Origin of the sequence: Nocardiopsis alkaliphila YIM 80379 (assembly GCF_000341005.1) — a bacterium.
In the GTDB taxonomy this organism is placed as follows: Bacteria; Actinomycetota; Actinomycetes; order Streptosporangiales; family Streptosporangiaceae; genus Nocardiopsis; species Nocardiopsis alkaliphila.
Genome location: NZ_ANBD01000093.1, coordinates 12,183 through 37,856, shown reverse-complemented (window position 1 = coordinate 37,856; position 25,674 = coordinate 12,183). Strand labels below are relative to the sequence as shown.

Here is a 25,674-nt window from a genome sequence, read left to right as displayed (position 1 = left end):
GGCCGGGGTTCACCGCCACGGAACGGCGTCCAGGGTGACGCATCGTGGGTCGGCGGGGCAGGGACCCAGAACGCACACGGTCAGCGCAGCCAGGCGAAGCTTTCCGCGGAAGGAACGGTGGGCTCGTACTCCAGGCTCACCAGCCCTTGGTAGCCGCCGGCTTGGGAGGCGGACAGGAGTTCGTCGAGGGGCAATTCGCCTGTGCCGGGTTCGCCGCGTCCAGGGGCGTCGGCGATCTGGACATGTCCGAACTCGGCTGCGTGATCGCGCACCACCGCCGCCACGTCGTCACCATTGACGGCCAGGTGGAAGAAGTCGGCGAGGAGAGCGACGTTGTCGGCCCCGGCCTCCCTGACCTTGGCGATGAACGCCAAAGCCTCGGCGGCGGTCTTGAGCGGATAGTCCTCGGCCCCGCTGAGGGGCTCGATGAAGATGGTGCCGCCGAGCTTGGCGACACGCTCCGCCGCGGCGAGAGTGTTCTCCAAGGCGACGCGGTCCTGTTCGTCCGGATCGACACCCTGTTGACGCAGGCCGTAGAGGGCGTTGAAGCCGGTGGTTCCGGTGTGTTCGGCGATCTGGGCGACGACCTCGATGTTGGCGCGCAGCTCTGCGATCCGGTCGGGGTGGGAGAGCACGCCCCGATCGGGGCCGGGAAGTCGGCCGGCGAAGAGGTTGAGGCCGGTCAGGCTTACACCCGCGGTGTCGATGGCGGTGACGAAGGCATCGATGTCCGCCCGGGGCGGGGTCGCGCTCTCGAAGGGCCACCAGAACTCGACGGCGTGGAAGCCCGCGTCCCGTACGGCCTGGGGACGTTCGTTGATGGGGAGTTCGGTGAACAGCAGGGAGCAGTTCACCGTGTACCCGAGTGTGTGACTCATGCGCCACCCCCAACATTTAATTTCATGATACGGAAAATAGTTTTCACTTTAAGGAATGGCGTGGGCCTGCGTCGGACCTCCTCGCGCTGTCGACCATCTTCGATCGACCCCGCCCCCAAAGGCGCTCAACACCCCCAAGCCTCTCACCTGCACGGGGACCGCCAGGAACTTCACTGCTTCTTTGGGGAGGGACACAGAATCCATATTTTTCCCACGATTCCCCCTCAGTAGTGTTGACAGGGTCGCCCCGTCATCAATTAGAGTCCCTGCAATTCGCAATGCGGAATCGACTATCTGCTCTATGAAAAGCGCGGCCGGTCACGCGAACTCCGCCCAGTGGGACAGCCACTCCACGCGCGAAAACCGATCGACCGGCCCAGGGAGTACAACATGCCCCAGACCACCCCGGACACCTCGGGGGCGGCCCTCGAGCCGGGATTGGCCCGTCTGAACCGGCTGCCTCAGGAGGACTTGCGCGCCGAACTCGCCCAGTGCCTCAACGTGGACCGCTGGGTGGAGGCCCTCGCATCGAGGGCCCCCTTCACCGACCGCACCACCCTCCTCGCCCTCGCGGACGAGTACGCGCGCGCCATCACCACCGACGAGGCCGCCACAGCCCTGGCCCGCCACCCCCGTATCGGGGAGAAGGCTCAAGGCTCGGGAACCGAGTCGGCCTGGTCGCGGAGCGAACAGTCCGCCTTCGCCGCCGACACCGATGACGCCTCCGCCCGTGTCCAGCGGATCTTCACCTACGCACAAGGTGAGTACGAGGAGCGATTCGGGCAGATCTATCTCGTCTGTGCCAGCGGACGCACCAGTCGCGAACTCCTCGCCGACCTGGTCGCCCGTCTGGACAACGACCCCGCCACCGAACTGGGCGTGGTCGGCGACGAACTGCGCAAGATCGCCGGACTTCGCCTGGTCAAACTGTTGGAGGCCACATGAGCCACGTGACCACCCACGTCTTGGACGCCGCGTTGGGACAGCCTGCCCGTAACGTGTCCGTGCGTTTGGAGGCCGCCGCCGATGGCGCACGCACCTCCTGGAAGCCGCTCGCCCAGGGACGTACCAACGACGACGGCCGCGTACCCGACTTGGGCCCCGACCAACTCGAGGCCGGTTACTACCGGGTCGTGTTCGACACCGGGTCCTACTTCACCGCTACCGGCCAGAAGGGGTTCTATCCCGAGGTCACCATCGTGTTCGACCTCACCGACGAGGACGCGCACTACCACGTGCCGCTCCTGCTCAGCCCGTTCGCCTATTCGACCTACCGGGGCTCCTAGACGGTGTCCTTCACGACCTGCGCCGCGCTCGGGCGTGTGGAAGGCGGGAATGGGTTCGAGTAGAGAGCGTGGCACCCATGGTGTGCTCCTCCTTCCTCGGATCCCGCCTACGGCACCTCCACGGGTCTTCAAGGCGCAAGGACCGTGGACGCCACGGATGATGACGCCCCGTGGCTCTCGAAACAGCCCCTGAGGCCATCCGGCCCCTTCGATCCAGGAGATCCATCAGTCCAGACGACCGACGAAAGACACCCCCGATCTTCGAGTGCGTGACAGGTCCTTCCGCATGACCACAGCGGTCCTCCCTCATACGCACAGCGCACCGCGCAAGCGATGAAACGAATCCACACGGATGGAGCTCACCCTGATGGGCATCAGGCTCGGAGACAACCAGTACGGCAAGGCCGAGGTCCGCCTCGTCCACATCAACCGCGACACCGACGTCCACCGCATCAAGGACGTCAACGTCACCTCCCAGCTCCGCGGAGACCTGGAAGAAGTCCACACCATCGGCGACAACGCCAAGTGCCTGCCGACCGACACCCAGAAGAACACCGTCTACGCCAAGGCCCGTGAGTGGGGCGGCGTCGGCACGATCGAGGACTTCGCCCTGCGCTTGGCCCGGCACTTCGTGGACGAGCACGAGTACGTTCACGGCGCCCGCCAGGAGATCGAGGAATACTCCTGGGAGCGCATCACCACCTCCGAGGGACCGCACGACCACGCGTTCGCCCGCACCGGCGCCGAGACCCGCACCACCGTCATCAACAAGGAGGGCGACAAGGAGTGGGTGATCTCCGGTTTCGAGGGCCTGACCGTCCTCAAGTCCACCGGCTCGGAGTTCCACAGCTACCCCAAGACCCGGTACACCACCCTGCCGGAGACCAATGACCGAATCCTGGCCACCGACGTCGCCGCCCGTTGGCGCTACGTCGGTACCGACCACGACTTCGACAAGGTCTACGCTTCCGTCCGCGCCCTGTGCCTGGATGCCTTCGCCCGAACGCACAGCCTCGCCCTGCAGCAGACGCTGTACGCGATGGGTCAGGCCGTCCTGGAGGCCCACCCGGAGATCGCGGAGATCCGTTTCTCCATGCCGAACAAGCACCACTTCCTGGTGGACCTGTCCCCCTTCGGTCTGGACAACCCCAACGAGGTCTTCTTCGCCGCGGACCGCCCCTACGGAAAGATCGAGGCCTCCGTCGTACGCGACGACGCCCCCGACGCCGGTGACGCTTGGAAGACCGTCCCGGGTTTCCTCTAGGAAGTCCTCGGTGAGCCGTTTCCGCCCCTGAGCCCATGCTCGGGGCACCGGATTCCCCCGGTGCGAAGGGGCACCCCCGTTCCGGTCCCACCTCGACTCGTCATGGTCTCCGGGGTCCGTGCGCACCACCGGGCCCCGGAGACCTCGAGGGTTCCTCCGGCGACGGGGCGGCGAACCCGCTCGCCTCGCGCGCACGCTCGGATCCGCGATTGCATCCAAGGACGTTCCTCGCCTGCCCACCCTCGCGGTGGGCCCCGCCGGCCTTCGGCGTGCCCGACAACGGCGTGTCTCGGCCGGTTCGACAGCATCCGGATCCCCGATCCGAAAAACCAGGTCATCGACCGACCACATACCGCAAAGGCTGGAAACCGGCCATGTCGAACAATGCGTCCGCTAAGGACTCGGTCATAACGAACGCCACTCCCTCCACCCGCCCCGAGGACGAGAAGCCGCCAGCGCGGCTTCTGCTGATCTACGGGCTCCAGCACATCCTCACCATGTACGCCGGTGCGGTGGCACCGGCCTTGGTCATCGGCGCCGCCGCTGGGCTCGCGAACGACCCCGCCGCCATGGGAATCCTCGTCAGCGGCGCGCTTGTGGTGGCCGGGATCGCCACCCTCCTGCAGACCGTGGGTCACCGTCGGATCGGCGCGCAGATGCCGATCGTGGTGGCCTGCTCCTTCGTCCCCGTCAGCGCCATCGCCACCTTGGCCGCAGGCCACAGCGGGGAGAACCTGCCCGTGGCCTTCGGCGCGTCCATGGCCGCCGGTGTGTTCGCGCTCTTGCTGACACCCTTCTTCGGACAGCTCATCCGCTTCTTCCCACCGATCGTCACCGGCACGATCATCACCGTCATCGGCATCAGCCTGATGCCGGTGGCGGCCCGCTGGATCATGGACGGCGCCACTCGCACCCTCGAGGACGGTTCCACCGTCTCGGCCGCCCCCACGGCCAACCTCGCACTGGCCGGGGTGACACTCGTGGTCATCCTCATCGGTTCCCGACTCTTCCCCGGCGTCTGGGGTCGCCTGTCCATTCTGCTCGGGCTGCTCGTCGGCACCCTCGTGGCCGTCCCACTCGGCATGGCCGACTTCAGCCGGGTGGGCGAGGCCGACATCGTGTTCAACCCGACCTCGGTGTTCTACTTCGGTGCGCCGCGCTTCGAGATCACCGCGATCGTCACCATGTGCATCATCATGCTGGTGGTACTCACCGAGGGGGCCTCACACATCATCGCGGTGGCCGAGATCACCGGATCCAAGGTCGACGCCAAGCGCATCTCCGCGGGTCTGCGCGCCGACGTGAGCGGCTCCATCATCGGCCCGATCCTCAACGCCACCCCCACCAGTTCCTTCGCGCAGAACATCGGCCTGCTCGCCCTGACCGGGGTCCGCAGCCGTTACGTGGTGGCCACCGGCGCGGGCATCCTTCTATTGCTGGGGATGTTCCCGATCCTGGGCGGGGTCATGGCCGCCCTACCGACCCCGGTCCTGGGTGGGGCGGGTCTGGTCCTATTCGGCACCGTGGCCGCCAGCGGTATCAAGACCTTGGCCAAGGTGGACTTCACCGACAACCTCAACCTGGTTCTGGTGGCCGGCTCCATCGGTGTGGCCATCATCCCTCTCGCCTACCCGACCTTCTACGCCTTCCTCCCGGAGCAGGTCGAGATGATCGCGCACTCGGGCATCATCGGCGCGGCGATCGTGTCGATCCTGTTGAACATCTGCTTCAACGTGATCGGCCGTCCGCCCTCGAGGCCGCCCGCCGACATCGACCCGGCGGACATCGGTAGCGCCGGACCAGGTGAGGCCAAGTACACCGATCAGGCCGAGGCCGCCTATCGCGGCGCCGGTGAGAGGGCCTGACCGACCGCGATTCCCAGGGGTGGACGCACGGTGGCCGTGCGTCCCACCCCTTCGTGTTCGGGGCTTCGATTCCGTTAAGCGAAAGTGAATGGTATTCCTGTGAGGGTGACCGAATGGGATCTGCGTAAGCTCCGTGTGCTCCGCACCCTCCACGAACTCGGAACCGTCCGGGCGACCGCCGAGGCGTTGTCCATGACGCCCTCGGCCGTCTCCCAGCAATTGTCCACCTTGTCCGAACAGGCGGGGGTGGCCCTGCTGGAGGCCCACGGGCGCAGGGTTCGGCTGACCGAGGCCGCGCACGTGTTGTTGCGCCACACCGACGTGGTGCTGGCGCAACTGGAACGGGCGGAGGCCGAACTCGACCGATTCGTCCGTGGTGAGGTCGGACGTGTGCGAGTGGGGTCCTTCGCCACCGCCATCCCGGCCCTGGTCGTACCCGCGCTGGATTCCCTGCGTCGTTCCCACCCGAAGCTGCGTACCAGGGTGCACCAGGCCGAGGCGGCCGAGGTGTACGACCTACTCGCCGCCGGGGAGATCGACATCGGTCTGTCCCTGGCCGCACACGCACCCGGTGACCAGGACGGGCGCTATGAGCGGGGCGAGTTGCTGGCCGACCCCTTGGACGTGGCGCTGCCCGCTGGACACAGAGCGGCCGACGCTCCGGCGCCGTCGCTACGCGACCTGGCCGAGGAACCCTGGATCTATGGGGCCTCCGGGCCTTGGCGCGAGATCACCCTCGCCGCCTGCGCCCAAGCCGGTTTCGTTCCCCGCCAGGGGCACGTGGCCTCCGATTGGCGGGCGATCCTGGACCTGGTCGCCGCCGGATTCGGGGTGGCGCTCATCCCCCGGTTGGCCGCGGCCGAGGATACCCCGGGGGTGGTGCTGCGCACTCCTCAAGCCGATCAGCCGCGCAGGCACGTGGTGTGGGCGGTGCGCGCGGGTTCGGGCCGACGCCCTCAGATCGACGCCGCTCTTGGCGCCCTCGCCGAGGCCGCCGCACTTCTACAAAGCAGCAATGTTCAGTTTAAGTGAACATATAGATCAAAAACTTTCGCTGGAAATTATCGTTTTTTCCTGTCAACCTGGAAACATCCCATCAATAGACGTGACAGGAGCACCATGAGCGGGGCCCAGCCCTTCGACCCTCGTGCCTACAACGCCCAGCCCTACGGAGGCGGTGACCCCTACGCCGACTACAAGGAGAGCGAACTCGACTTCGCCGGCCTGATCGACCTCGCCGACCGGCGCCTGGGTGGCGGCGTGGTCGCCGCCAACGACGAGTTCTTCGCCCAGCGCGAGAACCTCCTCAAACCCGAACCGGCGGTGTTCGACCCGCACGCGTTCGGGCACAAGGGCAAGGTCATGGACGGCTGGGAGACCCGACGTCGGCGTGGTCCCGGCGCCGAACAACCGCACCCCGGAACAGACGACCATGACTGGGCACTCATCCGGCTGGCCCTGCCCGGCCTCATTCGCGCCTTGAACGTGGACACCGCACACTTTCGCGGCAACCACCCCACCGAGGTCGCCGTCGAAGCCACCCACATGGAGGGCACCCCCACCAGCGAGGAACTCTTGGCCGCCGACTGGACCGAACTGGTGCCGCGCACCCCCGTGTACGGACACGCCGCCAACGGCTTCGAGGTCACCTCGACCCGCCGCTGGACGCACCTGCGCTTGAAGCAGTTCCCCGATGGTGGCGTGGCTCGACTGCGCGTGTACGGCGAACCCATCGCCGACCCCGTCTGGCTGGCCGCACAGGGCTCCTTCGACGTGGCGGCCCTACTCAACGGCGGCACCGTCGAGGACGCCTCGGACCGCTTCTACTCGCCGCCCGAGAACATCATCGCCCCGGGCCGTTCGCACAAGATGGACGACGGTTGGGAGAATCGACGACGTCGCGACACCGGCCACGACTGGGTGCGTTTCCGGCTGACCGCCCAGGCCACCGTGCGTGCCTTGGAGGTGGACACCGCCTATCTCAAGGGCAACGCGGCCGGCTGGATCACCATCCTGGGTCGTGACGCGCACGGCGCCGACCCGGACGCCTGGTTCGAGATCATCGGCCGGACCTCCCTGGTTCCCGACAGCCCGCACCGTTTCGTGTTGGATGCCCCGGTGACCGTTACGCACGTGCGCGTCGACGCCTTCCCCGACGGGGGCATGGCGCGCCTGCACGTCTACGGTTCGCTCACCGAGGCCGGGGTGGCCGACCTCGAGTCCCGCTGGGAGGCCGCGCAGAGGTAGGTCCTGAAGAGGAGGGGCGCCGGGGGTAGGGGCGCCCTGGGTGCCTGGGGGTATCCGGGGCGCCTGAGGTGAGGCGAGAGTCGTGCTCGGCGGGCGGGGTGGGGGTGGGGGCGAGCCACAGGCCACAGCCCAAGGACCCGCCCCCTCTGGGTACCCCACACCCGAAAACACGGTTACGCGCCACCCGCAACACCGGCACGAAATCGATCTTGCTCCCAGGGGCACGGAAAACGCTTTCCTTGCCCCTGGAAGCAAGATCACGAACGAAACAGACCCGAAGCAGGCCCGCCGGACCGGTGGGCCTTCCCCCACCCCGGCCCAAAACCTGGTCCGGGCCTGTCGTTGCTCTGCCCACGCCCACGGGGACGCGCCCACCGATTCCCACCAGGCGGACGGGCAGGAACCCGGCCGCCCAGCGGCCGGAGGGGCCGGAAGGCCCCGGGCCAAGGCCCGTGAGCCGGAAAGGCCCGGGCCAAGCCCAGGACCCGGGGCCCGGGACCCGAAGGTCCCCGACCACACCTTCCCCGTTTCCTGATAGCCGCCGACCCCGCCGTTGAAGCCAAGCGGGTCAAGGTGGAGCGCCCGCAGCGCAGCGAGGACGAACGACCTTGACGCGCGCAGCAAAAACGGCCACCATCACGCGGCGGGAAACGGGGGCACCACCCGGCAGCCGCCCAATCGGCACCACCACACCCCACCCCAGGCGCCCCGCCCACCCCACCCCACGCGCTCGGGCACCACCGACACCCCGAGCGCCCCGCTCCGAACAACAGCGTCTATGCCCGGAATACCATGCGGCCGTTCGTACTGTGCGCCGTGACCTCCACGCCCCGAAGCAGCGTGCGCCGCACCCTCCCCTTCAGCTCGGCACCGTCGTAGGCACTCACCGGATTACGGTGCGCCAACTCCCCCACCGATACACGGAACGGCTCCTCGGGAGCGAACACGGCCAGGTCGGCCTGATTCCCCACCACGATCGCGCCCTTGCCCTCGATACCGGCGACGCGGGCGGGTTCAGCGGACATCCACCGCACGACCTCGGCAAGCGGAACCCCTCGCCCCTCCGCCTCGGTCCACATGGCGGACAGGCCCACCTGAAGCCCCGCCACACCGCCCCAGGCGGTACCGAAATCCCCTGTGTCCAAATCTTTCAGGTCGGGGGTACTGGGTGAGTGATCGCTGACCACGCAGTCGATGGTCCCGTCCTGGAGTGCCCGCCAGAGCAGGTCGCGGTTGGCGACGTCCCGGATGGGCGGGCAGCACTTGTAGCTGGTGTCACCCGCCGGAATCTCCTCGGCGGCCAGGGTGAGGTAGTGCGGGCAGCTCTCCACGGTGAGCGGCACGCCCTCCTGTTTGGCCTGGGCGATCAACGGCAGCGCCGAAGCACTGGACAGGTGCAGGACGTGCGCTCGCACCCCGGTGCGACGGGCGGTCTCGATGACCAGCGCGATCGCCGCGTGCTCGGCCTCATCGGGGCGCGATGCCAGGAAGTCCGCGTAGGAACGCCCGGAGACGGCCGGAGCCGCCGCCAAGACCTTCGGGTCCTCGGCGTGCACGATCAATCGGCCACCGCAGTCACCGATGGCGGTGGCCGCGCTGTGCAGGTGCTCGGGGTCCAGGTGTCCGAATTCGTCCACCCCCGAAGGCGACAGGAACGCCTTGAACCCGAACACGCCCTCGGACCACAGGTCAAAGAGAGCGCCCGTCGTCGTGGGTCCGGTGTTCTCGGGAACGGCCCCGCCCCAGAACCCCACGTCCACCGCGAGCTTGCCCTGGGCCGCCGCCTTCTTGGTCTTGAGGTTGTCGGTGGTGGTCGTGGGCGGCACGCTGTTGAGCGGCATGTCCACGATCGTGGTCACCCCGCCCAGGGCTGCGGCACGGGTGGCGCTGGCGAACCCCTCCCACTCGGCGCGGCCGGGCTCGTTGATGTGCACGTGGCTGTCGACCAGCCCGGGCAGCAGCACCTCGTCCCCGGCCAGACGCAGTTCGTTCCGGGCGGTGACGGGTGTGTCCGCGCCATCGAGGACGTCGGTGATCCGCCCCGCGTCCACCACCACGCTGACGGGTCGCTCCCCCTCGGGGGTGAGGGCACGGTCGGCCCGCACCACCAGTTCGTGTTCGGCCATCGCTCCTATTTCTCCTGTCCGACCCGGCGTGTGGCGAGGGTTTCGATCCCGGCCGCGTCGATTCCGCAGGCGTCGACCACTTCGGCCTCCTCCAGCGCACCACACCGCAGCCCTCTGGCCAACACCACGGCCAAGGCCTGGGCGGTGGCGGGTTCGTCCATGACGTTGCCGCCGGCCTGTCCCAGGTAGGCCTTGAGGCGTGCGGCGGCCGGGGCGAAGGCCTCCCGGTAGAACGCGTAAGTGGCCAGGTAGCGCAGGGGCAGCTGGTTCGGGTGCAGGTCCCAGCCCTGGTAGAAGCCACGTTCCAGGGACCGACGGATCAGTCCGGCCTGTAGTCGCCAGGCGGCGTGGACTTCCTCGGGAGTCCCGAGAGGAAGGATGTTACTGCTTCCGTCCGAGAGCCACACCCCGGTACCGGCGGCGGCCACCTGCATGACGGACTTCGCGTGGTCCGCGGCCGGGTGCGCCAGGCTCTGGTAGGCGGCGGTGATCCCGCAGGCGGCGCTGTAGTCGTAGGTCCCGTAGTGCAGGGCGCTGACACGCCCCTGACCGGCTTGGATCATTCGGGCCACGGCCACGGTGCCATCGGGCAGCAGGATCGACTGCGGTGTCTCGATCTGCAACTCGAAGCGCAGGCGCCCGGAGGGGAGTCCGAGGTGTTCCTCGAACCGTTCGCACAGCCAGACCATGGCCTCGACCTGCTCCACCGAGGTGATCTTGGGCAGGGTGATCACGAGGTTGTCGGGCAACGAACCGTGCTCGCCCAAGAGGGTCTTCAAGAAGAGGCCGAGTGTGCGCACCCCACGGTGGCGTCCGGCCGCCTCCATACCCTTCATCCGAAGGCCGAAGTAGGGCGTGGCCCTTCCCTTCGCCAGGTCGGTCGCGAATGCGCGGGCGACCGCGACCGCGTCCCGGTCCTCGACCTCGTCCCCGGGTGCGCCGTAGCCGTCCTCGAAGTCGGCGCGCAGGTCCTCAATGGGTTCACGGGCGAGCTTGTCACGGACCCGGGGCAGGGCATCGGCGACCGCGGACTCATCCATACCGGTGGCTCGGGCCATGTCGGCCACGCCGGGGGCGAACTCCTCCAGCGCCGCCAGGGCCTGGGCGCCCCACTCCGCCGCGAAACCCGGTCCGACCCGGTCCGCGGGCACGTAGACACTGTGGATCGGTTGACGTCCGCCCTGGTCGCCGGGGTACTCGTGGTCCAGGCGGGCGTCCGCCTCGGTGAGCCGGGCGTCGAGTTCAGTGGCCAGGTCGGCCAGACCGAGTGGGGTGTCGCTCGCCACGTGGTGTGTCCTCCTCCATCGGCAGGACCAGCCTTGTGAAAGCCGGTCAAGTTTTCTAAACGCGGATACTAACTTTTGCGATTCGGAAGAACAAGGTTTACAGGGGCAGCGGGACCGCCCTGGACGCCCTCTCTCTCCGAACCGAGATCGAAAAACCTCTTTCGTATTGCAGAATGAGGGCGTAACCGTAGCGGCCCTCAGCATGGGAGCACGACCCTTGTCAGCCTCACAGCCCCCCCACATGGACCAACCTCGCGCCTCCGCGGAGCCGGCTCGTCGCCCCGGTGGTGTGCAGTCCCTCGACCGCGCGTTCTCCCTGTTGGAGATCATGGCCGAGACCGGCGGTGAGGCATCTCTCAGCCAGCTCGCCGATTCTTCGGGCCTACCTCTGCCCACCATCCACCGCATCATCCGCACCCTGGTGAGCAACGGCTACGTCCGGCAGCTACCTTCTCGGCGCTACGCCCTCGGCCCTCGCTTGATCGGTCTGGGCGACAAGGCCGCCCAGATGCTCGGCACCTGGGCCCGCCCACATCTGGCCCAGCTCGTGGACGACCTCGGCGAGACGGCCAACCTCGCCATGCTCGATGGCGACAAAGTCATCTACGTGGCACAGGCGCCATCCCCGCACGCCATGCGCATGTTCACCGAAGTGGGTCGCCGGGTCCTGCCGCATTCGGCCGGAGTCGGCAAGGCCTTGCTCTCTCAACTCAGCGATGAGGAGGTTCTGGCCACCCTGCGCCGCACCGGCATGCCCTCCGCCACCGAACGCACGATCACCACCCCCGACGCCTTCCTCGACGAACTGCGTCGCATCCGTGAGACGGGCTACGCCATCGACGACGGTGAGCAGGAGGTCGGCGTTCGCTGCGTGGCCGTGCCGGTCAAGGACGCTCCTTCGGGCATGGCGGTCTCGATCTCCGGTCCCGAAGCGCGCGTGAGTTGGGACTTCGTGGACCGCGCGGCCCCCATCGTTCAGCGCTGCGCCGCCGTGTTGGCCACCGACCTCAACAACCAGAACTGAGGCGACCCAAGGCGACGAGGGGCCTCGATCGGCCCAGGCCCCTCGTCATCGACACGGTCGAGCGCCCATTCGGATCCCGCGTGGTCGGCACTCACGTCTGCTGGTCGAAACCCAACCTGCGCAGCTGCTTGGGATCGCGTTGCCAGTCCTTGGCCACCCGGACCCGCAGATCCAGGAAGACCCTCTGTCCCAGCAGGCCCTCGATCTGTTTACGGGCCCGCGACCCCACGTCGCGCAGACGTGATCCCTTGGAACCGATCACGATCGCCTTCTGACTGGAGCGCTCTACGTACAGGGACGCGTAGATGTCCACCAGTTCCTTACCGGGCTTGGTGTTCTCACGCTCGTACATCTCGTCCACGACCACCGCGATCGAGTGCGGCAGCTCGTCCCGTACGCCTTCCAGGGCCGCTTCACGGATCAATTCGGCCACGAGCATCTCGTCGGGCTCATCGGTGAGGTCACCGTCCGGGTACAGCGGCGGCCCCTCCGGCAGATGCGAACACAGCACATCGGTGACGGTGTCCAGCTGGAAGTCGCCCTGGGCCGAGACGGGAACGATGTCGGCCCAGTCCCCCAGTCCATCGACGGCCACCAGGTGTTCGCCCACGGCGGCCTTGTCGACCAGATCGGTCTTGGTCACCAACGCCACCACCGGGGTGTTGGTCTGCGCCGCCAGCTCCTTGGCGATGTAGGTGTCGCCGCGACCGATCGGTTCGTTGGCGGGTAGACAGAAAGCGATCACGTCCACCTCGACCAGGGTGGACCGCACCAACGAGTCCAACCGCTCTCCCAACAGGGTGCGGGGCTTGTGCAGACCGGGGGTGTCCACGATGATCAATTGCGCGTCGGGGCGATGCACGATTCCGCGCACCGTCCGCCGCGTGGTCTGGGGCCGGTTGCTGGTGATCGCCACCTTCTGTCCCACCAGCGCGTTCATCAGGGTGGACTTGCCGACGTTCGGTCGGCCCACGAAGCACACGAAACCGCTACGGAAACCCTCCGGGTAGGAGGGCATCTCCAGCGGCACCCGAAGCTTTTCGAGATCGAGGTCCTTCATCAGTCCTTCTCAGGGGCGGGTGATGCTCGCGGGCACCCCGTCAGGGGCCGCGATCACCACCACCTGGGTCTTCAGGTCGTCCGCCACCGCGCGGTCGTCCTCGGTCAGTTCCTTGGCCTCGGTGACGACCACCGCGGCTTCCAGGACGGTGGCCTCACTGGAGACCGCCGCGGCCACGGCGGCCTGGAGCGCGGACAGGCGCAGTGAGGGCAGCGACACCGTGGTCGCCACGTAGGTGCGACCCGTCTCGTCACGCACCGCCGCGCCCTCGGCGGTCGCGTTGCGGGCCCGGGAGGCCCGCGCGAGCGTGATGAGCTTGCCGTCCTCGGGGCCCAGTCCCGTCGTCTCCGTCACTGATCCGTGCTCCTCACGTTCTTGTCCTTGCCCTCGACGGCATCGGTCTCCTCGCCCGCCAGCCGTTCCACCAGAACCGTCGTCATCCGGTTGCGGCGGCTGCTCTTGCCCTCCAGGGTGAGTCTGAGACCAGCGTATTCGGCTTGGGCGCCGCCTGCCGGAACACGCCCCAGTACGAAGGCCACGAGGCCACCCACCGTCTCCACGTCGGACACGTTTAGATCGCGTTCGGGGAAGAGTTCGGCGAGCTCGCCCAGCGGCAAGCGGGCGGTCACGCGGATCCGGTCCTGGTCCAACCGGTCGACCGGGGGGATCTCGTGGTCGTACTCGTCGGTGATCTCCCCGACGATCTCCTCCACGATGTCCTCCAGGGTGACCAGCCCGGCGGTACCGCCGTATTCGTCGATGGCCACCGCCACGTGGTGCCGCCGCTGCTGCATCTCACGAAGCAGTTCGTCGATGGGTTTGGTGTCGGGGACGTAGGTCGCCTGACGCATCACGTCACCCGCGGTCAGGGGAACGTCCTCGGCGCCGCCCGCAGCCGCCGCCCACCTGTCGCGCAGTCGCTCCACCAGGTCCTTGAGGTAGACGATGCCGACGACGTCGTCCTCGTCCTCACCCGTGACCGGGATGCGCGAGTAACCGCTGCCCAGGGCCAGGGTGAGTACCGAGTCGGCATCGGCCTCACGACTGGTGAAGACGATGTCGGGCCGTGGCACCATGACCTCGCGCACGGAGGTGTCGTCGAGTTTGAACACGGAGTGGATCATCTGCCGTTCGTCGGCGTCGATGACTTCTCCCTGTTCGGCCAGGTCCACCAATTGGCGCAGTTCGGTCTCGCTGCTGAAGGGGCCCTCCCGGTCGCCCTTGCCACGCGGGGTGAGTGCCCGCCCCGCACCGACCAACAATCGGGCCGGCGGACCCAGCACGATCTGGAGCGGGTGAAGGACCGTGGCACTGACCCGGGCGATGGGGCCGGCGAACTGGCGGCCCAGGATCCGTGGGGTGACGGCGATGAACACGCACTCCGCCACGATCATGAGGACGGCGGTCAGCAACAACGCCGGCCAACCCGGCCCCAGGAGGGCCACCATGCCCACCCCGGCGGCCAGGACCGCGCACACCTCGAACACCACCCGCAGGAACAGCAACGTGTTGAGATGGGCGGTGGGGGCCGCGGCGACTCGCTCCCAGGCGGGACCGACCTTGGCGGCGCGCTCACCATGGGTGGCGTCCATCCCCATCGAGATCACCCGGGTGACGGCGACCTCGGCGGCCACGAGGAAGCCCGCACTCCCGATCAACAGCAGCGCGGCCACCAGGGCCAAGGCCCACTCCCAGGCATCGCCCGCGCCCATCGTGCCCGGACCGGACCACGGCGAAGCGCTCATCGCTCGCTCTCGTCCCCTTCGGTCGGGCGCGTCCCGCGAGCGGCCTCACTCTCACGCCAGGAGGCGAGGATCTCACCTTGGAGGCCGAACATCTCCTTGTGTTCCTCGGGTTCGGCGTGGTCGTAACCCAAAAGGTGCAGAATGCCGTGGGTGCACAGCAGTTCGATCTCGGCCTCGGTGCCGTGTCCGGCCTTCTCTCCCTGCCGTTCGGCGACCTGAGGGCAGATGATCACGTCACCGAGCATGCCGGGTTCGCTGGTGCGACCGGGGCCACCGGGACGCAATTCGTCCATGGGGAAGGAGAGCACGTCGGTGGGGCCGGGCTCGTCCATCCAACGCACGTGCAGGTCGGCCATGGGCTCTTCGTCCACCAGTACGACGGACAGTTCGGCCAACGGGTGGACGCGCATGGCGTCGAGCACGTACCGGGCCAGACGGGAGAGCCTCTCCTCGTCCACGGTGGAGACGCCGGACTCGTTGGCGACGTCGATACTCATCGGATGCGGGTGCCTCACTTGATCGGTGGTGGTCGGCGGGTGTCCGCCTAGAGCGGCGAGAACGCCTGGGTGAGGCCGTGGACCCACGCACTGCGGGCCCACGGCGTCACTGCGTACTTCTCCTCAGTCTGCCCGGTCCCGACCGTCCTGTGGACCGTCCGTTCCGGAGGTGTCGTCAAAGGAACGGCGCCCTCGCCTGGACCGCTGCCCGCCGGTGCCGGGGCTTCGTCGGCTCTGGGCGGCGTCATAACGGCCATAGGCGTCGACGATCTGGCCCACGAGCCTGTGCCGGACCACGTCCTCACTACTCAGCCGACAGAACGCGATGTCGTCGATGTCACCCAGGATGTTCTCGATGGTTCGAAGACCGCTGGTCTGTCCACCGGGCAGGTCCACCTGGGTGACGTCACCGGTGACCACGATCTTGGAGCCGAATCCGAGCCGGGTGAGGAACATCTTCATCTGCTCCGGAGAAGTGTTCTGTGCCTCGTCCAAGATGATGAAGGAGTCGTTGATGGTTCGGCCCCTCATGTACGCCAAAGGAGCGACCTCGATGGTTCCGGCGGACATCAACTTGGGGATGGAGTCCGGATCCAGCATGTCGTGCAGGGCGTCGTAGAGCGGCCGCAGGTAGGGGTCGATCTTCTCGTAGAGGGTGCCGGGCAGAAAACCCAGGCGTTCCCCGGCCTCGACCGCGGGACGGGTGAGGATGATCCGGTTCACTTCCTTGTCCTGCAGGGCCTTGACCGCCTTGGCCATCGCCAGGTACGTCTTGCCGGTGCCGGCCGGACCGATGCCGAAGACCACGGTGCGCTGGTCGATGGTGTCGACGTAGCGCTTCTGGTTCAGCGTCTTGGGCCGGATCGTCTTGCCCCGGTTGGACAGGATGTTGGTGGTGAGCACGTCCGCCGGCCGTTCGGGCCCCGGCGAACCCAACATGTGGATCATGCGCTCGATCGTGTCGGGGGTGACGTGGGTGCCGCTCTTGGCGAGCTCGATCAGCTCCTCCACGAGACGGACCACCATGGCCGTCTCCTCGGGGGCGCCCTTGATCGTGAACTCGTTGCCACGGACATGGATGTCACTGTCGAAGGCCCGCTCCAGAGCACGGAGCAGTTCGTCACCCGAGCCCAGCAGGCTGATCATCGTGTGTTCGTCCGGCACCACGACCTTGACCTGGCTGCCGGGGTCCGGATTCGTGTGAGTTGACTCGGCCATAGCGTGGCCTTACGGCCGCTGTCCCTACCCTTCGGTCACGGGCCCCTACGCGGGGCTGTTCACCGGGCCCGGCACCGTGATCGGCGGCACCGTTCACCGTCACCGCAGGAGCTAGGGACACCCTAAGTGGCCGGTGGGACCCTGGCCGCGAGTCTACCAACGTGGATCCCTGGGGCTCGATCGGTTGATCGGGCCCACCGGGGCCGGGCGCGCGTCCCGTCTACCCGGGGGGCCAGTCGAGCCCACGGCCACCGAGCAGGTGGGCGTGAAGATGGAACACGGTCTGCCCGCCCGCGACACCGGTGTTGAAGACGATCCGGTAGCCGGCCTCGGCGACGCCCTCGGCCACGGCCACCTCATGGGCCTCACGAACCACCTCGTCCAGGAGACCACTGTCGTGGACGGCCGCGGAGGCGGCGTCGGGATGGTGGTCGCGCGGGATCACCAGAACGTGGGTGGGCGCCTGGGGGTTGATGTCCCGAAAGGCCACGGTGCGTTCTCCTGCACGGATGATCTCCGCGGGCACCTCCCCCTTGACGATCTTGCAGAAAAGGCAGTCAGGGTCGACCATCGCACACCTTCCGTTACCGGCCCCACGCGGTGGACACGGGGCGCCTGAGGTTCTTCGAGCACCATGATGCCCCAGCGAGGCCACCGACGCAGGGGTCGGCCAAAGAGATGAACTCTCAACCCTTCCGCAACCGTGCCGAGCGAAGTTTCCCTCCGGTACCGGGTCCCGGCACGGTAGGCTTTGCATTCGTGCGCGTCAGGTCGTCGGCTTCATCTGCCGTTCAGCCGCATCCGGCGTGTTCGAAACAGCACGCACGTCTACCCGGAAATGAAGAGGTATGCCCTTTCGTAAACCCCGCGACAAGGGTGTGCGTCGAACTGATGTGACGACAGAAACCATGGTGGCCCAAGCCACCACGGCGCCGCTCTCCGTCGAGTGGGACGCCGACCACGCGGTGACGGAACTCTACCGGGAGCATTACCGTCCACTCGTTCGGCTCGCCGCACTCCTGGTCCGGGACCACGCGAGCGCGGAGGAAGTGGTCCAGGACGCCTTCGTGGCCATGCACGGCGCCTGGCGCCGGCTGCGAGACCCGAACAAAGCCCTGTCCTACCTGCGACAAGCGGTGGTGAACAAGGCCCGCTCGGTTCTGCGTCACCGCGCCGTCGTCGAGAAGCACGCACCGAAGGCCTTGCCGGACGCCCCGAGCGCCGAGCACGGCGCCATCACCCTGTTGGAACGCGAGGCCGTGATCAAGGCCCTGCGCAAACTACCCACCCGTCAGCGAGAAGCCATCGTGCTTCGGTACTACGGTGACTTGTCCGAAGCACAGATCGCGGACGCCATGGGCATCAGTCGAGGAGCGGTCAAAAGCCACACCTCACGTGGTGTGTCCGCACTCCGCTCTGCACTGGAGCAGACCACATGAGCAGCCCCAACGAACGGAACGACCTGGAGTTCGAGGAACGACTCCAGCAGATCCTCCGGGCCGAGGCCGACTCCTTCACACCCTCGGCGGAGGGCCTCCAGCTGATCCGTGAACGTACCGAGCGTCAACGCGGCTCGGCATGGTTCGGTCTGCCCTGGCTGCGGCCGGCCGCAGCGGTGGCGGGGGCGGTGCTCATCGCCACCTCGGTGATCATGTCGAGTCCTCAGGTACGTGACCAGGTACTGGAGATCGTCCCGGCGGGCTCGGACCATGAGGGCGCCCCGCCGGTGTCGGAAGGGGAGGGCGGCGCCCCGGTACCCGACACCGCGAGCGACTCGGCCACCGGAGCCGGCAAGCCCACCGAGGAGGCCGAGGACAACCCACAGGGTTCGCCCACGGCCGAGAACGAGGAGAGCACGGACGAGGAGGATCTCGAGTCAACGTCCTCTTGTCCTCCCCGTGAGGAGGGTCCCACACCCGCCGTGCGGAGCACCGACGAAGAAAAGGACGGCTCCTCCGACCCCGAGTGCGACCCGGAGGAGGAGCCGACCGACGAACCCAGCTCCCCCGGTACCGCTCCCGGAACCGATCCGGACGAGACCACCGAGCCGGAGGAGCCGGCCGGTGGAGGGGACACGGGCAATGGTGGCAACGGTGGTAGCGGCGGCAGCGGAGGTACTGAGGCCGAGGCGCCCAACGCCGATTAGCGGTCCCGATCGAACAGGTGCGCCCGGCCGGAGAACCAGGGGCCGAGCACACTCGAGTCGACCGGAATGACGAAGGAGACCATGGAATTCCATGGTCTCCTTCGTCTGTTCATACCTGGGCCGCTCTACGGCTTCACCAGCGTCCGGTACGCGCCTGGAGCACCGCCAGCGCCGCCACCCCTGCGGTGGAAGTGCGCAGGACCGAAGGTCCCAACAGGGCGCGCACGGCACCCGTCTCATCGAAGGCCCTCAGTTCGGAATCGGAGATTCCGCCTTCCGGCCCCACCACCAACACGACCCCACCGGTGTTCATCGGCTCGGGAAGGGGCAGCTCGGCCAAGCGCTCGGCGCCATCCTCGTGCAGGACCACGGCCAGGTCGGCCTCGGCCAGCAACGCCGCCGCGCCCTTGCGGTCCACGGGTTCGGTGACCTCGGGTATCCGTGCCCGACGGGCCTGTTTGCCCGCCTCACGGGCGGCCGCCCGCCACTTGGCCAGGGCCTTGGCGCCTCGGTCGCCCTTCCACCGGGTGACGCACCGTTCGGCTTCCCAGGGCACGACGACGTCGACGCCGGCCTCGGTCATCATCTCCACCGCGAGCTCGCCCCGGTCTCGTTTGGGCAGGGCCTGAACCACGGTGATCCGAGGGTTCGGCTCGGGTTCGTCCAGGTGTTCCGACACACGGCACAGGAGGGCGTCCTTACCGACGACCTCCTCCACCACGCAACGGACCCGCAGGCCGAGACCGTCGGACAGGTCGACGGTCTCGCCCTCGCGGATGCGTCGGACCGAGGCGGCGTGGCGCCCCTCGGGTCCATCGAGCCGGATCCGGTCGGCCGCCAGTATCGCGGTGTCGACCAGGAAGACCGGTGGTGTCACTTGCCCGCGCCGAAGGCATCACGGATCTTGGAGAAGAACCCGCCGTGCCCAGGGCTGAATCGACCCGGGTTCTGGTCCTCGCCACGCAGTTCGGCGAACTTGCGCAGCAGGGCCTCCTGCTCCTCGTCCAGTTTGCTCGGCGTCTCCACCTCCACACGGATGCGCAGGTCACCACGACCGCCGCCATCGAGGTGGGTGACACCCTTGCCGGGCAGGGTGATGACGTGGCCCGAATTGGTGCCCGGACGCAGGTCGATGTTCTCGGTGCCGTCGAGGGTGTCGAAGGCGAAGGAGGCGCCCAGGGCCGCTGCGGTCATCGGTACGGTGATGGTGCAGTGCAGATCGTCGCCGCGACGCTCGAAGGTCGGATGGGCCTTCTGGACGACCTCGAGGATGATGTCGCCTCGGGGTCCGCCGTTGGGACCGACCTCGCCCTCGCCCGCGAGCTGGATGCGGGTGCCATCGTCCACACCCGCCGGGATCTTGACGGTGCGGGTGACCTTCTCCCGAACCCGCCCCTCACCGGCGCAGTCACCACAGGGGTTGGTGATGATCGACCCTTGACCCGAGCACTGGGGGCAAGGGCGCGAGGTCATGACCTGGCCGAGGAAGGAGCGCGTGACCTGGGAGACCTCGCCCTGGCCATGGCACATGTCGCACGTGGTGCGGTGCGAACCGGCGGCCGTCCCCTCACCCTGACAGGTATCGCACAGGATGGCGGTGGGGAAGGTGATCTCCTTGCTGACACCGAAGGCGGTCTCCACCAGGTCCAGTTCGATGCGGATCTTGATGCTGCGTCCGCGCCGGACCCGCTCGCGCGGGCTGCGCCCGCCGGGCTGACCACCCCCGAAGAAGGCGTTCATGATGTCGTCGAAGGCGAAGCCGCCCGCGCCACCGAAGCCTCCGGCGCCGCCCCCGCCGCCCGGGGCATAGGGGTCCTGACCCATGTCGAACATCCGACGCTTGTTCTCGTCGGAGAGGACCTCGTAGGCCTGGGTCACTTCTTTGAAGCGTTCCTGGGTAGCGGGGTCCGGGTTGATGTCCGGATGCAGCTCGCGCGCGAGCCGCCGGTAGGCCTTCTTGATCTCGTCCTTGGACGCGTCACGACGCACCCCGAGGACCTGGTAATAGTCTCTGGCCACTGAGTTACTGTCCTGCCAAAATCTGTCCGACATACCGAGCCACCGCACGGACGGCGCCCATTGTCCCCGGGTAGTCCATCCGGGTGGGTCCCACCACACCGATCTTGGCCAGCGACTGGTTTCCCACACCGTAGTCGGCCGACACGATGGAAGTGGACCGAAGCCCCTCGTGGAAGTTCTCCGTGCCGATGCGCACGGTGAGCATCGAGGGGTCCTTCGCCTCACCCAACAAACGGATGAGGACCATGTTCTCTTCCAATGCTTCGAGCACGTCTCGCAGACTCGCCGCGAAGTCGACGGCGGCGAGGTTGGCGGTGCCCGCCAGGACGATCTTCTCCTCATGCCGTTCGACGAGGCTCTCCAACAGGACCGAGAGGACGGCGGCCGCCACGGGCCGGTCCTCCGGGGGGACCTGCGCGGGCAGGTCCTCCACCGCGTCCGGCACCTCGCCGAGGTGCTTTCCGGAGATCGCGCGGTTGAGCATGGCGCGCAGGTCGTCGACCACGCTCTCGCTAACGTCGCCCAGCCCGTCGATGACGCGCTGTTCGACCCGCCCGGTGTTGGTGATGACCACCATCATGATGCGCCGGCCGCCAAGAGGTACGAGTTCCACGTGCTGCACCGAGGACCGGGTCAGCGACGGGTACTGGACGATCGCGACCTGGCGGGTGAGCTGCGCGAGCAGCCGCACCGTGCGGGCGACGATCTCGTCGAGGTCGACGGCCCCTCCGAGGAAGGACTCGATGGCGCGTCGCTCGGCCGCCGAAAGGGGCTTGACCGAGGAGAGCCGGTCCACGAACAAGCGGTACCCCTTGTCGGTGGGTACCCGTCCCGCGCTGGTGTGCGGCTGGGCGATGTAGCCCTCTTCCTCCAGCGCGACCATGTCATTGCGGATGGTCGCCGGGGAGACACCGAGCGGGTGCCGATCGGCCAACGCCCTGGAACCCACGGGTTCGTTGGTGTTGACGAAGTCCTCGACGACGGCACGCAGGACCGCGAGCTTGCGCTCGTCCAGCAACTCGCCACCTCCTGGCACTCCGTGGTCTTCGGTGCTAATTCTATGCCCGACCGCAAACCCGGACGTCTACCCGTCGGTAGTAACACGGGGACGCGAGAATCTTCTTCCTCGCGAACAGGCGACGTGCGCCACCCGGTCACCGGGATCACGGGCCCTCCACCAGTACACTGCACCACCGTGGCTACCAAGGGAAACGGCCGTTACGGCCGCGACGTTCTGGCGAAGGACCGGCGACGGTTCGAGAAGGTGACCGTCCGCGAGATACCCCTCGGTCCAGAGTTGGTCGTGGAGGACGCCGAGGAGTCGTTCTGCGGGGCCGTGGTGGCCTGGGACAAGGCCACGGTGACCCTGGAGGACCGGCACGGGCGCCGGCGGGTGTTCGACCTGGGCCCGGCCGCGTTCCTGGTGGACGGAGAACCGGTGACTCTGGTGCGTGGAACGAGTGCGCCCAAGGGACCGTTGCGCAGCGCCTCGGGGTCGATCGCGGTGACCGATGCCCGGGCGCGCACCGCTCGGGAGAGCCGCATCTACGTCGAGGGCGCGCACGACGCCGAACTCGTGGAGAAGGTGTGGGGCCACGATCTGCGTGTGGAGGGTGTGGCGGTCGAGTTCCTGGAGGGCGTGGACGACCTACCGTCGGTGGTCGAGGAGTTCTCGCCCGGACCGGGACGCCGGTTGGGGGTCCTGGTCGATCATCTGGTGCCGGGTTCCAAGGAGAGTCGGATCGCGAAGCGGGTGCGGGGCGAGGACGTGCTCGTGGTCGGGCATCCGTACGTGGACGTGTGGCAGGCCGTGCGGCCGAAGGCGGTGGGCATTCGTTCCTGGCCGGAGGTTCCGCGCGGGCGGCCGTGGAAGGAGGGCGTCGTGGCGGCCCTGGGCTGGCGGATGGAGACCGGTGAGGCCTGGCGGCGCATCCTTGGTTCGGTCCGTGGTTACGGTGACCTGGAGCCGTCGTTGTTGGGACGCGTCGAGGAACTCATCGACTTCGTCACGGGTCCTCATCCCTTGGAAGACTAGATGCCGCCGTATCGCCGGCCCCATCGGTCTCACGTGTTCGATCAGCGTCCCCACGAGCGGAACCGAGGAAGAGCTTGAGCCAGACGCCGAACCAGCCGCTTCCGGAAGAGCCACGGGGCCCCGAGGACTCCGGACGGCAGGCGCCGGTTCCCCAGCCCCATCCCGGTGCTCGACCCGGCCGGGGACAGCCCTCGGGCTCCCAGGCGCCCCAGCAGTACCCACAGCGGCCTCCGACGCTCCGACCACCATCGGATGGCCATCCCGGTTACGGACAGCAGTACGACCCACAGGCCCCACAGCAGCCCTACGGGCAGCCCTCGGGTGCCCGACAGGGCCGGTGGCGACAGGGGCCACCGAAGTTCGCGCCTCCCGCGCAGCCGGCCTTCGAGCAGCCGTCCCACCTCCAGGGCGCACAGCAGCCCTTCCACGAACAACCGCCAGGTGTCCGTCCGGGACGGTCCTCCGCCCAAGGTGACGACGGGGACGTCCTGGTCGCGATGTCGGCGCACCTGGCCGGATTCATGATCGCTTTCCTGGGCTGGATCCCGCCCCTGGCCATATACTTCGCTAAACGCAACAAGTCACAATTCGTCCGATACCACTCCGCCGAGGCCGCGAACTTCCAGCTCACCCTGCTGATCCCCTACGTGTTCGCCGGCGCCCTGTTCGTCGGCCTAGGGGTCTTTTTCGGGGACCTGACCTGGATCGGTTCATTGTTCATCGCTTTGACATGGATCGTTTCCATCGTCTTGGGCGTCCTAGGAGCGTCCGGAGCGAACAAGGGGGCGTGGTATCGCTACCCGGTCAGTATCCGGCTCCTGAAGTAGAATCGAATCCTGAAGATCAAGGAAGACCCGTCATGTCCTATCCCAACGGCCCTTCCCCCGAAGACCCTTACGGTCAGCAGGGTCAGGGACCCTCCGGCGGCCACCCGGCACCGGACCAGTCCGGCGGCCACCCGACACCTCCTCCCGGCCCTGGCGACCCGCAACAGGGCTACCAGCAGCCGGGCGGGCAGCCCTATGACCCGTCCGGTCACCAGTCCGGTGGTTACCCGCCTCCTCAGCAGGGCGGATACGTCCCCCACCCCGGTTACGGCCCGCAGCCCGGTTACGGTCCGCAGCCCTCTTCCGCCACCACGGGCCAGCCCAACCAGGACGAGCGGACGATGGCCCTGCTCACCCATCTGAGCGGCATCGTGCTCGGCTTCATCGGACCGCTGATCTTCTTCCTGATCAAGAAGGACGAGTCGCCGTTCGTTCGTGACCAGGCCGCCCAAGCGCTGAACTTCCAGATCCTGGTGGCGATCGGTTACGTCGTCTCGGTCATTCTGTACATCATCATCATCGGCGCCTTCCTACAGATGATCATCTGGGTGGGCGCACTGGTCTTCGCCATCCTGGCCGGTGTGGCCGCCAACCGGGGTGAGTGGTACCGCTACCCGTTCAACGTCAGTTGGGTCAAGTAACCCTCGAAACGTAGGAGGAGGGGTCCGGCTCAGCCCAGCCGCCGGGCCCCTCCTTCCGTCTCCGGGAGTCTGGAGCCGGTCGGTTCAGGTGAGGTCACGAACGACGGCGTCGGCGAGCAGGCGGCCTCGTCGGGTCAGGGCCGCGTGCCCCCGGGCGTGGGCGTCGGCGTCCAGCAACCCTTCCCGCACCAGGCGTTGGGCCGCGAGCAGACCGGATTCGTCCAGCAGGTTCAGGGGGCATCCGCGTTCCACCCGCAATTCGAGCAGGACGCGTTCGAAGCGACGTTCGGCCTCGGTGAGGACCTCTCGGGCCTGGGCCGGGGCCTGGCGAGCACTCAACCGCGCGGCGTAGGCGGCGGGGTGCTTGACGTTCCACCAACGGGTACCGCCCACGTGGCTGTGCGCGCCGGGTCCCACGCCCCACCAGTGGCCTCCGGTCCAGTAGAGCATGTTGTGGGCGCTGCGCCCCTGGGCCCCACGCGCCCAGTTGGAGACCTCATAGGGCGTGAACCCTGCGGCGGCCAAGGCCTCGTCGGCCATGAGGTAGCGATCGGCCATGGCGTCGTCGTCGGGTTCGGTGAGTTCGCCGCGACGGACCCGAGCGGCCAGACGAGTGCCCTCCTCGACGATGAGCGAGTAGGCCGAGACGTGGTCGGGGCCCGCACCGATCGCGGCCGCCAAGGATGCGGCCCAGTCGTCATCGCTCTCACCCGGCGTGCCGTAGATCAGATCGAGGTTGACGTGATCGAACCCCGCCTCGCGTGCCCAGGCGACGCACCGTTCGGGGCGACCAGGGGTGTGGCCACGTTCCAGGACACGCAGAACGTGCGGACGGGCGCTCTGCATACCGAAGGAGACCCGGGTGAACCCCGCCCCGCGCAGCCGGCGCAGGTAGTCGGGGGTGACCGTCTCCGGGTTGGCCTCGGTGGTGATCTCGACGTCGGGGGTGAACCCGAAGCGGGCACCGATCGCGGCCACGACGCTCCCCAGGTCCTCTGCGGAGAGCAGGGTGGGGGTGCCACCACCGACGAACACCGTGCCGACCGGGGGCCGATCACCGGACAGGACGCGGTCGGCCAACTCCACCTCGGCGATGGCCTGTTCGGCGTAGGTCTGGCGGGAAGCGGTGGCGGTGCCATCGCGCGAGACCAGTTCGTCGGCGGTGTAGGTGTTGAAGTCGCAATAGCCGCAGCGGGTGACACAGAAGGGCACGTGAACGTAGAACCCGAGCGGGCGGTCGCCGAGTTCGGCGAGGGAATGCGCGGGAAGTTCCCCGGTCCGGGGTACGGGTTCACCGTCAAGGGCTACGGAAGGCATGCCTCCAGTGTCACCGACCCGATGGGGTGGACCGGCCTCGAGGACACCGGCCAGGTGAGGGCGGGGACTCTTTGTGGCAAAGGGCTCTCGCCTCCGAGACATCAGACACGTCGGCGGCGGTGGGAAGGGTGGCCCACTTCGGTGAGCCGGGCTTTCTCCGAACCTCCCCCCTGGATGGGCCCTTCGTCCTTTG

Annotated in this window: 25 protein-coding genes; 12 read left to right on the top strand and 13 right to left on the bottom strand. The window is 67.8% G+C overall.

The annotated features are described in order from the left end of the window. Positions 1-80: 80 nt before the first annotated feature. Positions 81-878: a hydroxypyruvate isomerase family protein gene (locus D472_RS0114080; RefSeq protein WP_017605129.1), complete on the bottom strand. Its 798-nt coding sequence runs from the start codon at positions 876-878 to the stop codon at positions 81-83. 390 nt (positions 879-1,268) lie between these two features. On the opposite strand from D472_RS0114080, the gene D472_RS0114075 reads away from it, so the two are divergent. The 6 genes from D472_RS0114075 to alc all read left to right on the top strand — a co-directional run bounded on the left by D472_RS0114075 (position 1,269) and on the right by alc (position 7,540). Then, positions 1,269-1,823, top strand: a complete 555-nt coding sequence (locus D472_RS0114075; RefSeq protein ID WP_017605128.1) for a 2-oxo-4-hydroxy-4-carboxy-5-ureidoimidazoline decarboxylase — start codon at positions 1,269-1,271, stop codon at positions 1,821-1,823. After that, the gene (gene uraH, locus D472_RS0114070) at positions 1,820-2,164 is read left to right on the top strand and encodes a hydroxyisourate hydrolase (RefSeq protein ID WP_017605127.1); all 345 of its coding nucleotides are present in this window, start codon (positions 1,820-1,822) and stop codon (positions 2,162-2,164) included. Before D472_RS0114075 ends, uraH begins: the two co-directional genes overlap by 4 nt. A 367-nt stretch (positions 2,165-2,531) precedes the next feature. After that, on the top strand, positions 2,532-3,428 hold the full coding sequence (pucL, locus tag D472_RS0114065; RefSeq protein ID WP_026117685.1) for a factor-independent urate hydroxylase: 897 nt from the start codon (positions 2,532-2,534) through the stop codon (positions 3,426-3,428). A gap of 374 nt (positions 3,429-3,802) precedes the next feature. Continuing rightward, positions 3,803-5,293, top strand: coding sequence for a nucleobase:cation symporter-2 family protein (locus D472_RS0114060; RefSeq protein ID WP_017605125.1), 1,491 nt, complete (start codon positions 3,803-3,805; stop codon positions 5,291-5,293). A 105-nt stretch (positions 5,294-5,398) separates the two neighbouring features. Further along, complete coding sequence (locus tag D472_RS0114055) at positions 5,399-6,325, top strand: LysR family transcriptional regulator (RefSeq protein WP_017605124.1); 927 nt, start codon at positions 5,399-5,401, stop codon at positions 6,323-6,325. An 87-nt stretch (positions 6,326-6,412) separates the two neighbouring features. Continuing rightward, positions 6,413-7,540, top strand: coding sequence for an allantoicase (gene alc / locus D472_RS0114050; RefSeq protein WP_017605123.1), 1,128 nt, complete (start codon positions 6,413-6,415; stop codon positions 7,538-7,540). A 776-nt stretch (positions 7,541-8,316) separates the two neighbouring features. Here alc and allB read toward each other — a convergent pair. Together allB and D472_RS0114040 are read right to left on the bottom strand one after the other, a co-directional pair. Further along, positions 8,317-9,666, bottom strand: a complete 1,350-nt coding sequence (allB, locus tag D472_RS0114045) for an allantoinase AllB (protein WP_017605122.1) — start codon at positions 9,664-9,666, stop codon at positions 8,317-8,319. 5 nt (positions 9,667-9,671) lie between these two features. Next, positions 9,672-10,952 carry a DUF6986 family protein gene (locus tag D472_RS0114040; RefSeq protein WP_017605121.1) on the bottom strand — a complete coding sequence of 427 codons (1,281 nt, stop codon included), beginning with the start codon at positions 10,950-10,952 and terminating at the stop codon, positions 9,672-9,674. A 241-nt stretch (positions 10,953-11,193) separates the two neighbouring features. On the opposite strand from D472_RS0114040, the gene D472_RS0114035 reads away from it, so the two are divergent. Next, positions 11,194-11,976, top strand: a complete 783-nt coding sequence (locus D472_RS0114035; protein WP_017605120.1) for an IclR family transcriptional regulator — start codon at positions 11,194-11,196, stop codon at positions 11,974-11,976. Positions 11,977-12,067: 91 nt separating this feature from the next. On the opposite strand, the gene era is transcribed toward D472_RS0114035, so the two are convergent. From era to D472_RS0114005, 6 genes are all read right to left on the bottom strand, one after another. After that, entirely contained in the window at positions 12,068-13,036 is a 969-nt protein-coding gene (era, locus tag D472_RS0114030) for a GTPase Era (RefSeq protein WP_017605119.1), read from the bottom strand. A 9-nt stretch (positions 13,037-13,045) separates the two neighbouring features. Further along, positions 13,046-13,390 carry a hypothetical protein gene (locus tag D472_RS0114025; protein WP_017605118.1) on the bottom strand — a complete coding sequence of 115 codons (345 nt, stop codon included), beginning with the start codon at positions 13,388-13,390 and terminating at the stop codon, positions 13,046-13,048. Continuing rightward, positions 13,387-14,781, bottom strand: a complete 1,395-nt coding sequence (locus D472_RS0114020; protein WP_017605117.1) for a hemolysin family protein — start codon at positions 14,779-14,781, stop codon at positions 13,387-13,389. The genes D472_RS0114025 and D472_RS0114020 overlap by 4 nt, the downstream gene beginning before the upstream one ends. Continuing rightward, on the bottom strand, positions 14,778-15,278 hold the full coding sequence (gene ybeY / locus D472_RS0114015; RefSeq protein WP_017605116.1) for an rRNA maturation RNase YbeY: 501 nt from the start codon (positions 15,276-15,278) through the stop codon (positions 14,778-14,780). The genes D472_RS0114020 and ybeY overlap by 4 nt, the downstream gene beginning before the upstream one ends. Positions 15,279-15,401: 123 nt before the next feature. Next, positions 15,402-16,496, bottom strand: a complete 1,095-nt coding sequence (locus tag D472_RS0114010; protein ID WP_017605115.1) for a PhoH family protein — start codon at positions 16,494-16,496, stop codon at positions 15,402-15,404. A gap of 220 nt (positions 16,497-16,716) precedes the next feature. Beyond that, on the bottom strand, positions 16,717-17,067 hold the full coding sequence (locus D472_RS0114005; RefSeq protein ID WP_017605114.1) for a histidine triad nucleotide-binding protein: 351 nt from the start codon (positions 17,065-17,067) through the stop codon (positions 16,717-16,719). 337 nt (positions 17,068-17,404) lie between these two features. On the opposite strand from D472_RS0114005, the gene D472_RS0114000 reads away from it, so the two are divergent. Both D472_RS0114000 and D472_RS0113995 read left to right on the top strand, forming a co-directional pair. Next, entirely contained in the window at positions 17,405-17,935 is a 531-nt protein-coding gene (locus D472_RS0114000; protein WP_017605113.1) for a SigE family RNA polymerase sigma factor, read from the top strand. After that, positions 17,932-18,642: a hypothetical protein gene (locus tag D472_RS0113995; protein ID WP_017605112.1), complete on the top strand. Its 711-nt coding sequence runs from the start codon at positions 17,932-17,934 to the stop codon at positions 18,640-18,642. The genes D472_RS0114000 and D472_RS0113995 overlap by 4 nt, the downstream gene beginning before the upstream one ends. Before the next feature lie 133 nt (positions 18,643-18,775). Here the strand turns inward: D472_RS0113995 and D472_RS0113985 are convergent, their stop codons facing one another. Genes D472_RS0113985 through hrcA form a run of 3 tightly spaced genes read right to left on the bottom strand, consistent with a single transcriptional unit; the run spans position 18,776 to position 21,679 of the window. After that, positions 18,776-19,519: a 16S rRNA (uracil(1498)-N(3))-methyltransferase gene (locus D472_RS0113985; protein WP_017605111.1), complete on the bottom strand. Its 744-nt coding sequence runs from the start codon at positions 19,517-19,519 to the stop codon at positions 18,776-18,778. After that, entirely contained in the window at positions 19,516-20,661 is a 1,146-nt protein-coding gene (gene dnaJ / locus D472_RS0113980) for a molecular chaperone DnaJ (protein ID WP_017605110.1), read from the bottom strand. The genes D472_RS0113985 and dnaJ overlap by 4 nt, the downstream gene beginning before the upstream one ends. A gap of 4 nt (positions 20,662-20,665) precedes the next feature. Continuing rightward, entirely contained in the window at positions 20,666-21,679 is a 1,014-nt protein-coding gene (gene hrcA, locus D472_RS0113975) for a heat-inducible transcriptional repressor HrcA (protein WP_026117683.1), read from the bottom strand. Between the two features lie 177 nt (positions 21,680-21,856). On the opposite strand from hrcA, the gene D472_RS0113970 reads away from it, so the two are divergent. The 3 genes from D472_RS0113970 (at position 21,857) to D472_RS0113955 (ending at position 24,164) form a co-directional block, all read left to right on the top strand. Next, a complete protein-coding gene (locus D472_RS0113970; protein WP_026117682.1) occupies positions 21,857-22,696 on the top strand; it encodes a DUF3097 domain-containing protein in 840 nt (279 codons plus the stop codon). Positions 22,697-23,193: 497 nt separating this feature from the next. Next, positions 23,194-23,523 (top strand): DUF4870 domain-containing protein, encoded by a 330-nt coding sequence (locus D472_RS29525; protein WP_026117680.1) that lies wholly within the window; start codon positions 23,194-23,196, stop codon positions 23,521-23,523. A 32-nt stretch (positions 23,524-23,555) separates the two neighbouring features. Beyond that, positions 23,556-24,164 (top strand): DUF4870 domain-containing protein, encoded by a 609-nt coding sequence (locus D472_RS0113955; RefSeq protein WP_017605105.1) that lies wholly within the window; start codon positions 23,556-23,558, stop codon positions 24,162-24,164. Positions 24,165-24,248: 84 nt separating this feature from the next. Here the strand turns inward: D472_RS0113955 and hemW are convergent, their stop codons facing one another. Further along, a complete protein-coding gene (hemW, locus tag D472_RS0113950) occupies positions 24,249-25,481 on the bottom strand; it encodes a radical SAM family heme chaperone HemW (RefSeq protein WP_017605104.1) in 1,233 nt (410 codons plus the stop codon). Positions 25,482-25,674 lie beyond the last annotated feature (193 nt).

Coding starts and splice junctions, on each gene's coding strand:
- D472_RS0114080 (WP_017605129.1), bottom strand. CDS start 878: ATGAGTCACACACTCGGGTACACGGTGAACTGCTCCCTGCTGTTCACC.
- D472_RS0114075 (WP_017605128.1), top strand. CDS start 1,269: ATGCCCCAGACCACCCCGGACACCTCGGGGGCGGCCCTCGAGCCGGGA.
- uraH (WP_017605127.1), top strand. CDS start 1,820: ATGAGCCACGTGACCACCCACGTCTTGGACGCCGCGTTGGGACAGCCT.
- pucL (WP_026117685.1), top strand. CDS start 2,532: ATGGGCATCAGGCTCGGAGACAACCAGTACGGCAAGGCCGAGGTCCGC.
- D472_RS0114060 (WP_017605125.1), top strand. CDS start 3,803: ATGTCGAACAATGCGTCCGCTAAGGACTCGGTCATAACGAACGCCACT.
- alc (WP_017605123.1), top strand. CDS start 6,413: ATGAGCGGGGCCCAGCCCTTCGACCCTCGTGCCTACAACGCCCAGCCC.
- allB (WP_017605122.1), bottom strand. CDS start 9,666: ATGGCCGAACACGAACTGGTGGTGCGGGCCGACCGTGCCCTCACCCCC.
- D472_RS0114035 (WP_017605120.1), top strand. CDS start 11,194: ATGGACCAACCTCGCGCCTCCGCGGAGCCGGCTCGTCGCCCCGGTGGT.
- era (WP_017605119.1), bottom strand. CDS start 13,036: ATGAAGGACCTCGATCTCGAAAAGCTTCGGGTGCCGCTGGAGATGCCC.
- D472_RS0114020 (WP_017605117.1), bottom strand. CDS start 14,781: ATGAGCGCTTCGCCGTGGTCCGGTCCGGGCACGATGGGCGCGGGCGAT.
- ybeY (WP_017605116.1), bottom strand. CDS start 15,278: ATGAGTATCGACGTCGCCAACGAGTCCGGCGTCTCCACCGTGGACGAG.
- D472_RS0114010 (WP_017605115.1), bottom strand. CDS start 16,496: ATGGCCGAGTCAACTCACACGAATCCGGACCCCGGCAGCCAGGTCAAG.
- D472_RS0114005 (WP_017605114.1), bottom strand. CDS start 17,067: ATGGTCGACCCTGACTGCCTTTTCTGCAAGATCGTCAAGGGGGAGGTG.
- D472_RS0114000 (WP_017605113.1), top strand. CDS start 17,405: ATGGTGGCCCAAGCCACCACGGCGCCGCTCTCCGTCGAGTGGGACGCC.
- D472_RS0113995 (WP_017605112.1), top strand. CDS start 17,932: ATGAGCAGCCCCAACGAACGGAACGACCTGGAGTTCGAGGAACGACTC.
- D472_RS29525 (WP_026117680.1), top strand. CDS start 23,194: ATGTCGGCGCACCTGGCCGGATTCATGATCGCTTTCCTGGGCTGGATC.
- D472_RS0113955 (WP_017605105.1), top strand. CDS start 23,556: ATGTCCTATCCCAACGGCCCTTCCCCCGAAGACCCTTACGGTCAGCAG.
- hemW (WP_017605104.1), bottom strand. CDS start 25,481: ATGCCTTCCGTAGCCCTTGACGGTGAACCCGTACCCCGGACCGGGGAA.